We start from the raw sequence: 10,695 nt of genomic DNA on the forward strand, positions 1-10,695 counted from the left end.
GCCCCGGCGACCCGGCCCGCGTCGTCGCCTGCCCCGACCTGGCCGCCAAGCAGCTCGGCTGGACCGCGAGCCACACCCTGGACGACATGATCACCTCATCCTGGGCCGGCTGGCTGCGCACGGCCCGCTGACCGCCGCTGCTCGCGGTGCCGGGCGACGGCGTCGTTGTTGGCGCAGCGCACGGAGCAGTACGCGCGCCGGCCGTTGCGCGAGGTGTCGACGTAGGCCAGGCCGCAGCCGACGCGGGCGCAGCGGCCGAGGCGTTCCGCGGCGGCGAAGCAGACCACGTAGGCGAGCCCGGCGGCGGTGACCGCGCGGATGTGGGCGGCCGGTCCCGCGCCGGGGAAGCTGTAGTGCAGGTGCGGGGCGCGGCCGCCGTGTTGGGAGATGTAGGGGCGGCTCGACGCGTCGGCGAGCAGCGCGTTGACGGTCTCGCAGCGGCGGGCGGTGTCCTGCGGCCCGAAGCAGCGGGCGAGCCGGCGGCTCCACAGCCAGATCTCCGCCGCCTCGGCCGCGTCGAGCCGTGGACGGGAGATGTCGCGGGCGACCAGCAGGGGTTCGAGCTCGTCGGGGGTGGGCGGGGCGGTCAGGTTGACGAGGTCGGCGGCGAGTCGCGCGGCCTCGCCACCGTAATGGTTGAACTGCATAAGGCCATGACATCACGCTGGATGTCATGAGCACCATCCTGCTGGTACTGGGACAGATCACCTCCCTCCAACTCGGTGCGGCCGTCGCCAAGGGCGCCTACGACCAGGTGAGTCCGTTGGCCCTGGCCGGTCTCCGGCTCGCCTTCGCCGCCCTGGTCCTGTGCGCCGTGGCCCGCCCCCGGGTACGCGCGTTCGACGCGCGCCGGTGGCGTGCCGTGGTGACGCTCGGCCTGGTGCTCGCGGCCATGAACGTGGCCTACTTCGGCGCCCTGCAGCGGCTGCCGATCGGCGTGGCGGCCACCCTCGAACTGCTCGGGCCGCTGGCGCTCGCGGTCGGCCTGTCCCGCCGGCCGGGACAGCTGTCCGCGGCGCTGCTGGCGCTGGCCGGAGTGCTGCTGCTGGCCTCGCCCGGCGCCTCGTTGGCCGTCGCCGGGGTGGTGCTCGGGGTGCTCGCCGGGGTCTGCCGGGCCGGCTACGTGCTGCTCAACCGCCAGGTGGGAGCGCTCTTCGAGGACTGGTCGGGGCTGGCGGTCGCGCTCGCGGTCGGCGCCTGCGCGCTGACCCCGGTGGCGGCCGTGGCGGACGGCGGGGCCGTGGTCGCGCACCCCTCGGTGCTGGGCGCGGGGTTCGCGGTGGCGGTGCTGTCCTCGCTGATCCCCTACACCCTCGACACGGTGGTGCTGCGCCGGGTGGACGCCCGCACCTTCGGCGTCCTGCTGTCGCTCACCCCGGCGGTGGGCGCGGCCGTCGGCTTCGTGCTGCTCGACGAGCGGCTGACGGCGCGCCAACTGTGCGCCATCGCACTGGTGGTGGCGGCCAGTGCCTGGGCCGTGGCACAGTCCAGGCGCCGGACGGCCGGGCCGGTCAGAACGCACCTGCCGCCCGCCCCGCCCGAGGCGGAGGGCGTCTGCCCGGTCTGCGGGCGGCCGGCCCCGGGTGAGGCGGAACAGTGGACGCTGCGCTCCCGCCACCGCACCTCGCAGGGCGAGATCGAGTACTGCGCCACGGCCGGCGGCTGCCTGGTCGTGCTGCTGAACGGCGAGATCGTCAAACACCACTAGCGCTCCGCGGAGGGCCACGCCCTCACCTACGGCGCCGCGGTCTGCGAACCCGCGGACACCCACCCGGCCGGCGTCACGGCGGCCCTGGCCCCAGCAAGGCGATCGCGCCGTAGGCGCCGGAGGCGAGGGCCGCCACCGCCACGACCACCCCGAGCCGGGACGGGCGGAGCCTCGGCAGCAGCCACATGGTGGCCGGCAGCAACAAGGCGAAGGCGGGCATCATCAGCCGCGGCCGGGAGCCGAAGTAGCCGGAACCGACCAGCGAGACGACGACCATGCAGACCGTGTACGCCAGCAGTGCCAGCGGCCAACGCTCCCGCACCAGCAGCCACACCAGCCAGCCGACCAGGACCAGTGCCGCCGCCAGGCCGATCCCGCCGACCACGTTGGTCGTCAGGTTCTCCCAGACGAAGCCGAGCAGCGCCACGCCCCCGTCGAAGCCGTTGTCCCACTCGGCCTGCACCTCGAAGTAGCCGAACGGGCCTCCCCTGCGCACGCCCACGTACACCACGTAGGCCAACCAGCCGAGCGGCGCCAGCGCCACCCCGAGCAGCAGCCGCGGCGAGACGCGCCGCGCCCGCCAGACCGTGACCAGGGCCGGCAGCCAGACAGCGGCCACCACGGCCGCGCCCGACGGGCGGCTCAGGCCGGCCGTCAACGCCAGCGCCCCCGCCCACACCCAGCGGCCGGTGAGCACCGCGTACAACGCCCAGGCGGCGAGCGCGGTGAACAGCGTCTCGGTGTACGCCATCGACTGGACGAACGCCGTGGGGTACGCGCCCCACAGCGCGGCCAGCAGCACACCGGCCGCCCGCCGGCCGGTGACGTGCGCGGTGACGGCGTAGACGCCCCAGGCCGCGGCCAGCGACGCCGCCCACGAGATCAGCAGGCCGGCGTCGTGCACGCCGAGCGGGGTCACGGCGGCGACCGCCCGCTCCAGCGCCGGGAGCAGCGGGAAGAACGCCAGGTCGGAGTGGACGCCGCCGTCCGGCAGCCGCACCTGGTGGCCGTAGCCGTCCTCGGCGATGCCGGCGTACCACACCGCGTCCCAGCGGTCGGTGAGCAACTGGTACGGGTCGCGGTCCTCGACGGCCGCCCAGATCCACAGGATCAGCAGGCCCACCGCCCGCACCCCGACGTAGGCGAGCAGCGCGGGCGCCGCGGCCCGGGCCGTGGGCGGCCCGGGGTCCTGGCCGGCGGGCGGCTCGCGCACGCCCTCCGTGGCCGGCGACCGGGTCAGGGCCACCGGCGGCCAGCCCCGGCCCGGCGGCGCTGGGCCGGGCCGATCACGTCGACGCGGCGCGCCGCCCGGCCGCCCTTCAGGTCGCCGAGCAGCAGCCGCCACGGCAGCACGGCCGCCTCGAACTGCACCCCGGCCGACATCTTGGAGGCGCCCTCCCGGCGCTCCTCGAAGCGGATCGGGATCTCGACGGCCGGGCAACCGGCGCGCACCGCCGCGTACTTCAACTCCACCTGGAAGCAGTACCCGTTGCTACGGACGTGGTCGAGGCGCAGCGCCCGCACCACGTCGGCGTGCCACAGCACGAAGCCGGCGGTGACGTCCCGCAGGCCGGTGCGGAGCACGGCGCCGACGTAGCGGTTGGCCCAGCGGGAGAGCAGCCGCCGGTGCGGCGCCCACTCGCTGGCCAGCCGCCCGCCCGGCACATAGCGGCTGCCGACGACGAAGCCGGCACCGGTCGCCAGGGCGCTGCCGATCAGCTGCGGCACGTAGGAGACGGCGTGGCTGCCGTCCGCGTCCATCTGGAGCACGTACTCGGCGCCCTGCTCGACGGCCAGGGTCAACCCGGCCACGTAGGCGCGGCCCAGGCCGTCCTTCGCGGTGCGGTGCAGCACCCCGACCCGGCCGGGGTGGCGCTCGGCCAGCTCGTCGGCGATCCGGCCGGTGCCGTCGGGGCTGTTGTCGTCGACCACGAGCAGCCGCAGCCCGGCCAGCGGCAGGTCCAGCAGCTGCCCGGCGATCCGGGGCAGGCTCTCCGCCTCGTTGTACGTGGGCATCACGACCGTCACGGCGACATCGCCGCAGGCCGCGAGCCAGGCAGGGGTCGAGCCCTCCGGCACCGCTCCCACCATGGCCCGCTCCAGTCGCTCGTGAGGCTGATCATCCGAACGACATGGTAACCACCGCCGCGTGGGGCTCCGTGTCCGGAGCTACACGAGGTGCGTGCCGGGAAGCCGGGGGGTCGCTTCCCGGCACGCGGTCCTCGGGGTCAGCGGTTGCTGCGCAGCAGGGTGCGCATCGTCCGCATCGCGACGGAGAGGTTCGCCAGGTCGAAGCTCTCCGAGGACTGGATGTCGTGCAGCGTGGTGCGGGCCCGGCCCAGGATGGCCGCGCTGCGCTGCGCCCAGGCCGCGAACCGCTCCTCGGGGGTGGCCTCGGGCGCGCCCTCGGCCAACACGTCGGCGGTGATCAGCTGGTGCGCCGCGTACAGGTCCTCGCGGATGGCGGTGCGTGCCATGGACTGCCAGCGGTCGGCCCGCGGCAGCTCGCTGATCCGGTCCTGGAGCTGGGTGATGCCGAGCTCGTCGCTGAGGTGGAAGTAGACCTCGGCGACGTCGAGCAGCTCCCGCCCCGTGCGGTCGGCGACGGCCACGATGTCCAGGGCGGGGAACGCCGCCGAGAACCCGGCCACCTGCTGGGCCAGCTCGGCCGGCACGCCGGAGCCCACCAGCTCGTCGTGCAGGCTGGCGTGCCACTCCAGGTCGCGGCCGCGCAGCAGCTTGGGCAGCTCCTGCCAGACCTGGCCGACCCGGACCGCGAACAGCTCGATGGTCTCGGTGAGCTGGAGCGGCTGCGGCCGGTTGTTCAGCAGCCAGCGGGCGCCGCGCTCGACCAGCCGCCTCGCGTGCAGCCGGAGCCGGGTGAGCGTCTCGGCCGCCACCTGGTTGTCCAGGCTCTCGGCGGTGTCCCAGATCTGGGCCAGGCCGAAGATCGCCCGGGACGCGGTGTGCGCGCGCACGACCTCCTCGGTGGAGGCTCCCGACTCCTCCTGCATCCGGTGGACGAAGGAGCAACCACCCACGTTGATCGTGTCGTTCACCAGCAGGGTGGTGACGATCTCCCGGCGCAGCGCGTGGTGCTCGAGGCGGTCGGGGAACCGCTCGCGCAGCGCGGTGGGGAAGTAGGCGTCGAGCAGCCGGCTGACGTAGGGGTCGTCCGGGAGCCCGGTGCCCAGCAGCTCGGCGGTGACGGTGAGCTTGGCGTAGGCCAGCAGGACGGAGAGCTCGGGCTGGGTGAGCCCGCGCCCGGCGGCCCGGCGCTCACGGAACTCGTCGTCGGAGGGCAGGAACTCCAGCTTCCGGTCGAGCCGGCCGCTCTCGCCGAGCCGACGGATCAGCCGCTGGTGCGCCTGGACCAGGCCCGGCGCGGTGGCCTCGCTGTTGGCCAGCACCACGTTCTGCGCGTAGTTGTTGCGCAGCACGAGGGCCGCGACCTCGTCGGTCATCTCGGCCAGCAGGACGTTCCGCTGCTTGACGGTCAGATCCCCGTTGGCCACCACGGAGTTGAGGAGGATCTTGATGTTGACCTCGTGGTCCGAGGTGTCCACGCCGGCGCTGTTGTCGATGGCGTCGGTGTTGCAGCGGCCGCCGGCGGTGGCGAACTCGATCCGGCCGCGCTGGGTGAGGCCCAGGTTGCCGCCCTCGCCGACGACCTTGGCGCGCAGGTCGCGGCCGTCGACACGGATGGAGTCGTTGGCCTTGTCGCCGACGTCGGCGTGGGACTCCGCCGAGGACTTCACATAGGTGCCGATGCCGCCGTTCCACAGCAGGTCGACGGGGGCGCGCAGGATGGCCTGCATCAGCTCGCCCGGGGTGAGCGCCACGGCGTCGGTGGTGATGCCGAGGGCGGCGCGGACCTGGGGCGTGACGGGGATGGACTTGGACGTGCGCGGGTGGACGCCGCCGCCCTTGGAGATCAGCGAGGTGTCGTAGTCGGCCCAGGAGGAGCGGGGCAGCGCGAAGAGGCGGCGCCGCTCGGCGTAGGAGACGGCCGCGTCGGGCTCGGGGTCGAGGAAGATGTGCCGGTGGTCGAAGGCCGCGACCAGCCCGATGTGCTCGGAGAGCAGCATGCCGTTGCCGAAGACGTCGCCCGACATGTCGCCGATGCCGGCGGCCGTGAAGGGCTGCGTCTGGGTGTCGTGGCCCAGCTCGCGGAAGTGGCGCTTGACGGACTCCCAGGCGCCGCGCGCCGTGATGCCCATGCCCTTGTGGTCGTAGCCGGCCGAGCCGCCGGAGGCGAACGCGTCGCCCAGCCAGAAGCCGTAGGCCTCGGCGACCTCGTTGGCGATGTCGGAGAAGGTGGCGGTGCCCTTGTCGGCGGCGACCACCAGGTAGGTGTCGTCGCCGTCGTGCCGCACCACGTCCGCCGGCGGGACGACGCGGCCGTCCACCAGGTTGTCGGTGATGTCGAGCAGGCCGGAGATGAAGGTGCGGTAGCAGGCGATGCCCTCGGCCAGCCACGCGTCCCGGTCCTCGGCCGGGCTCGGCAGCCGCTTGCCGACGAAGCCGCCCTTGGCGCCGACCGGCACGATCACCGTGTTCTTGACCTCCTGCGCCTTCACCAGGCCCAGGATCTCGGTGCGGAAGTCCTCCCGGCGGTCGGACCAGCGCAGGCCGCCGCGGGCGACCTTGCCGAACCGCAGGTGGACGCCTTCGACGCGCGGCGAGTACACCCAGATCTCGAACGCGGGCCGCGGCTCGGGCAGGTCGGGGATGCCCTTGGGGTCGAGCTTGACCGACAGGTAGACGTGCGGCTTCCCGTCTCCGTCGCTCTGGAAGTAGTTGACCCGGAGGGTGGCCTTGATGACGTTGAGGAAGGCCCGCAGGATGCGGTCCTCGTCGAGGTTGAGGACCTGCTCCAGGGCGCCGTCCAGCTCCTCCAGGAGGCCGTCGGTGAGCTCCCGGCCGGCGCTCTGCCGCTGCGGGGCGAGCCGCGCCTCGAACAGGTTCACCAGCAGGCGGGTGGTGTGCACGTTCCGCCGGAGGGTGGCCTCCATGGACTCCTGGGTGAAGCGGGCGCCGGCCTGCCACAGGTACTTGGCGTAGGCGCGGAGCACCATCGCCTCCCGCCAGGTGAGCCCGGCGGAGAGCACCAGCGCGTTGAAGCCGTCGTTCTCGGCCGCGCCCGTCCAGGCGGCGGCGAACGCCTCCTGGAACCGCTCGCGGGCGTCCCCGCCGAGGGAGGCGGCCAGCGCCTCGGGCAGCCGGATCCCGAAGTCGTAGATCCAGGCGGTGGATCCGTCCCCGACGCGCAGTTCGTAGGGGCGCTCGTCGACGACCTCGACGCCGAGGCACTGGAGCACCGGCAGCACGGCGGAGAGCGAGACGGGCTCGCCGATCCGGTAGATCTTGAACCGGCGCTCGCCGGGGGCCGCGCCGACGGGCTCGTAGAGGCTGAGCGCGAAGTCCCGGTCGCCGCCGGGCGCCAGGCTGACCACGTACTGGAGGTCGGCGACGGCGACGCGGGGCGCGAAGTCCGCCTTGTAGCCCTCGGGGAAGGCGTTGGCGTAGCGGTGGCCGAGCTCGGCGGCCCGCTCCTCGCCGCACTCGGCCAGCAACGCGTCGGTGAAGCCGTCCGCCCAGGAGCGGGAGGCCTCGGCCAGCCGGGCCTCGATCCGCTCGACGTCGGCGTCGGTGAGCTCGGGCAGCTCGGCGCCGGCCGGCACCCGGATCACGAAGTGCAGCCTGGACAGCACGGACTCGGTGTTCCAGGCGGTGAAGTCGATGTTGCCGCCGTTGAGTTCCTCGGTGAGGATCTCGGTGAGCCGCAGCCGGACCGAGGTGGTGTACCGGTCGCGCGGCAGGTAGATCAGCGCCGAGTGGTAGCGGCCGTACTCGTCCTGCCGGAGGAAGAGCCGCAGCCGGCGGCGCTCCTGGAGGTGGAGCACGGAGGTGGTGATGCTGCCCAGCGTCGACACGGGGGTCTGGAACAGCTCGTCGCGCGGGTAGGTCTCCAGGATCTGGAGCAGGTCGCGGCCGCTGTGGCTGTCGGCGCCGAAGCCGGCCTCGACCAGCACCTCGGCGACCTTGCGGCGGATCACGGGGATCCGGCGCACCGAGCCCGTGTAGGCGGCGGCGGAGAACAGGCCGAGGAAGCGGCGCTCGCCGACCACGTTGCCCTGGGCGTCGAACTTCTTGACCCCGACGTAGTCGAGGTAGGACCTGCGGTGCACGGTGGCCCGGCTGTTGGCCTTGGTGAGGACCAGCAGCCGGGGCTCGCGGGCCTTGGCCCTGGCCGAGGGCGAGAGCCGGCCGAACGCGGCGGAGGCGGTGGGGTGCGGTGCCGCCGGGTCGTGCGACGGGTCGGAGCGGAGGATGCCGAGGCCGGTGCCCGGCACGGCGCGCAGGATGTCGCCCTCGCCGCCGTTCTCCTCGCGGGCCAGCTCGTACTCGCGGTAGCCGAGGAAGGTGAAGTGGTCGGCGGAGAGCCAGCGCAGCAGCTCCCGGGCCTCCTCGATCTCGGGCTCGCTCAGGTCGGGCGAGAGCGGCTCGTCCGGCAGCTCGTCGGCGATGCGCAGCGCGGTGCCGCGCATCTTCTGCCAGTCCTCCACGGCCTCGCGCACGTCGCTGAGCACGCGGCGCAGATCGGCCTCGATCCCACGGAGGTCGGCGTCGTCGGTCTCGCGGTCGATCTCGACGTGGATCCACGACTCGAGGACGGCGTCGGCCGGGCGCTCCACGGCGCCGCCGTTGGTGGCGAGCACCTCGATCAGCCGGCCGGCGACGTCGCGGCGCACCAGGACCTGGGGGTGGACGACCAGATGGATGCCACGCCCCTGCCGGGACAGCTCGTTGGTCACCGAGTCGACCAGGAACGGCGCGTCGTCGGTGACGACCTCGACCACGGTGTGGCTGGACGTCCAGCCCGTCTGCTCGACGGTGGGCGTGTGGACGCGCACGTTCGCCGTGCCCTGCGGCCGGTCGCCGGCAAGGCGGTAGTGGGAGACGGCGGCGCCGTAGATGTCGACGGGGTCGCGGCCGGCGAGGTCTTCGGGGGCGATGTAGAGGTAGTAACGCTGGAGGTAGGCGCTGAGTGTGGCGGCGTCCATGCCGTGGCCCACGGGGCCTCCGGCGACGCCGTGCTCGGCTACCCGGGCGGCTTGTGCCAGCAGTTCGGCTTTGGCTTCGTCCAGCTTGGTGTGCATGTCCTCTGGCTCCTGTCGCGCACCGTCGGGCGACGTCGGGAATCGGTCACCGGGCAGCGCTCGATCTCGTGAGGCTCGATCTCGTGCAGAGCTGTCTCGTACGGAACTGTCTCGTGCGGCGCGATCGGGATAAGGGGGAGGCTCCCGGGAGAACGGACCAGCGACGGAACCGGCCCGGCTATGCACCGGGGACCGAGGGAGGCGACGTTGCCTCCGGCCGGAACGCCGGCCGCTATCGCGCTGATCACGAGGAACAGGCTATCTCTCCGCTCCCGGGCACCGGGCGATAGTTGAGCAAGATCAGAGGGTCCTTGGGGTACCTGTGACCAACTCCTCAGCGACGTGCACCGCCTCGGCGAGGCTGTCCACCACGGGAACGCCCGCCCGGGCCAGACTGCGCCGGCTGTGTGACCCGCCGGCGTAGAGCACGGCCCTCGCCCCCACGTGGCCGGCGGCCACCGCGTCGTCCACCGCGTCCCCGATGACCACCACCGAGGCCGGGTCCACCTCGACCTGCGCCGCGAGGTGGCGGGCCATCTGCTCCGCCTTGCCCGCGACCACGCCGCCGACGCTGCCGTCCACCCGCGTGAAGTGCTCGGCGATCCCGAGCCGCGCCACCAGCGGCAGCAGTTGGTCGTGCGCGGCGAGCGAGCACACCGACTGGGTGCGGCCGGCCGCCCGCCAGGCCGCCAGCAGCTCGGCGGCCCCCTCGGCGAGCGCCGCCTCGTCGGCCCTGGACCGGTAGTGGCGGTGGAACACCCCGTCCAGCACCTCCCACTCGTCGGCGGGGACCGGCCGGCCGAGCAGCCGCTCGTAGAACAGGGGCACGGGCACGCAGAACAGCTCGCGATACCGCTCGGGGGTGATCGACGGTATCCCCAACTCGGCGAAGGAGGCGTTGGTCGCCGCGATCACCAGGTCGGTGTCGTGCAGCAGGGTTCCGTTCCAGTCCCAGACGAGATGCGTTGCCATGGACCTCACGGTACGGGGCCCCACTGACAGTGGGGTTACAGAAGGTGATCGATCTCCTGCACGCCGTACCACAGCAGCTCGTGGTCGGCGGCCCCGTCGACGACGAACCGGGCGTCGTCGTCGCCCTGGTCGGCCGCGCCGAGCGCGGCGGCGGCCGTCGCGATCTCGGACTCCGCGTCCGGGGCGTCCACGTGCACGGACGCGAACCAGGACACCGGGAGAGCCTCGGTGAGCCGCACCTCGCCCAACGCCTCGGGGTCCATGGCACGGTCGGGATCGGCGACCGCCACGCCGTCCGGCACGTCGGCCGCGAGCACCACCCGACGCCTGGCCACGGTCGGCTCCACGGCCAGCAGCCGCAGCGCCGCCTGGGCGGCCCGGCTGAACGCCGCGTACTCCAGCTCCTCCTGGTCGCCGGAGAGATACCACTCGCGAAGCGCGGGGGTGACGGCATAGGCCGCGAGCGGCGCCGGCCCGGCCTCGCCCGCGCGGCGCAGCTCGGCGAGCCCGGCGAGGGTCAGGGGCAGGTAGACGCGCATGGCGGGTCACTGTACCAGCCGAAATCGCCCTTGCCGCTGCGTAGTTGTCTCGTTACAATCCGCGCAGTTACCAGTGAGTAGCTTTTTCCTCGGGGGTGGTTTCGCATGAGAACCAGCAATCGCCGACCCGCCCAACGGCGGGACACCAGCCGCCCGAACCGACCTCTGCCGGCCCGTCGCCCCGGGCCACAGGACTGGTTCGCCCATCGGCTGCTCTTGATCCTCAGCGGCCAACGACCGGCCCACTCGCTCCTCGGACACGTACGGGAACACGCCTACGAACAGTTGATCGACATCGCCCCCCGCACCCCCT

Annotated in this window: 7 protein-coding genes and 2 pseudogenes; 3 read left to right on the forward strand and 6 right to left on the reverse strand. The window is 73.3% G+C overall.

The window, feature by feature from the left end; translation table 11 throughout:
- Nucleotides 1-131 (forward strand): annotated as a pseudogene (locus E1283_RS38910) (UDP-glucose 4-epimerase GalE); the annotation flags it as partial.
- Here the strand turns inward: E1283_RS38910 and E1283_RS23045 are convergent.
- The gene (locus tag E1283_RS23045) at nucleotides 96-647 is read right to left on the reverse strand and encodes a CGNR zinc finger domain-containing protein (RefSeq protein ID WP_132820036.1); all 552 of its coding nucleotides are present in this window, start codon (nucleotides 645-647) and stop codon (nucleotides 96-98) included. The pseudogene E1283_RS38910 and the gene E1283_RS23045 overlap by 36 nt on opposite strands.
- Before the next feature lie 26 nt (nucleotides 648-673).
- Between E1283_RS23045 and E1283_RS23050 the strand changes: the two genes are divergently transcribed.
- Entirely contained in the window at nucleotides 674-1,708 is a 1,035-nt protein-coding gene (locus E1283_RS23050) for an EamA family transporter (protein WP_132820037.1), read from the forward strand.
- Between the two features lie 73 nt (nucleotides 1,709-1,781).
- On the opposite strand, the gene E1283_RS23055 is transcribed toward E1283_RS23050, so the two are convergent.
- The 5 genes from E1283_RS23055 to E1283_RS23075 all read right to left on the reverse strand — a co-directional run bounded on the left by E1283_RS23055 (nucleotide 1,782) and on the right by E1283_RS23075 (nucleotide 10,382).
- Nucleotides 1,782-2,921 carry a hypothetical protein gene (locus tag E1283_RS23055; RefSeq protein WP_132820038.1) on the reverse strand — a complete coding sequence of 380 codons (1,140 nt, stop codon included), beginning with the start codon at nucleotides 2,919-2,921 and terminating at the stop codon, nucleotides 1,782-1,784.
- 23 nt (nucleotides 2,922-2,944) lie between these two features.
- Nucleotides 2,945-3,799, reverse strand: coding sequence for a polyprenol monophosphomannose synthase (locus E1283_RS23060; RefSeq protein ID WP_132820039.1), 855 nt, complete (start codon nucleotides 3,797-3,799; stop codon nucleotides 2,945-2,947).
- A 137-nt stretch (nucleotides 3,800-3,936) separates the two neighbouring features.
- Complete coding sequence (locus E1283_RS23065) at nucleotides 3,937-8,871, reverse strand: NAD-glutamate dehydrogenase (protein WP_132820040.1); 4,935 nt, start codon at nucleotides 8,869-8,871, stop codon at nucleotides 3,937-3,939.
- A gap of 300 nt (nucleotides 8,872-9,171) precedes the next feature.
- Nucleotides 9,172-9,843, reverse strand: a complete 672-nt coding sequence (locus E1283_RS23070) for an HAD family hydrolase (RefSeq protein WP_132820041.1) — start codon at nucleotides 9,841-9,843, stop codon at nucleotides 9,172-9,174.
- Nucleotides 9,844-9,878: 35 nt separating this feature from the next.
- The gene (locus tag E1283_RS23075) at nucleotides 9,879-10,382 is read right to left on the reverse strand and encodes a DUF6912 family protein (protein ID WP_132820042.1); all 504 of its coding nucleotides are present in this window, start codon (nucleotides 10,380-10,382) and stop codon (nucleotides 9,879-9,881) included.
- Between the two features lie 105 nt (nucleotides 10,383-10,487).
- On the opposite strand from E1283_RS23075, the pseudogene E1283_RS38210 reads away from it, so the two are divergent.
- Nucleotides 10,488-10,695: pseudogene (locus E1283_RS38210) on the forward strand (Rv3235 family protein); the annotation flags it as partial.

Source organism: Streptomyces hainanensis, assembly GCF_004348415.1.
Lineage (GTDB): Bacteria > Actinomycetota > Actinomycetes > Streptomycetales > Streptomycetaceae > Streptomyces > Streptomyces hainanensis.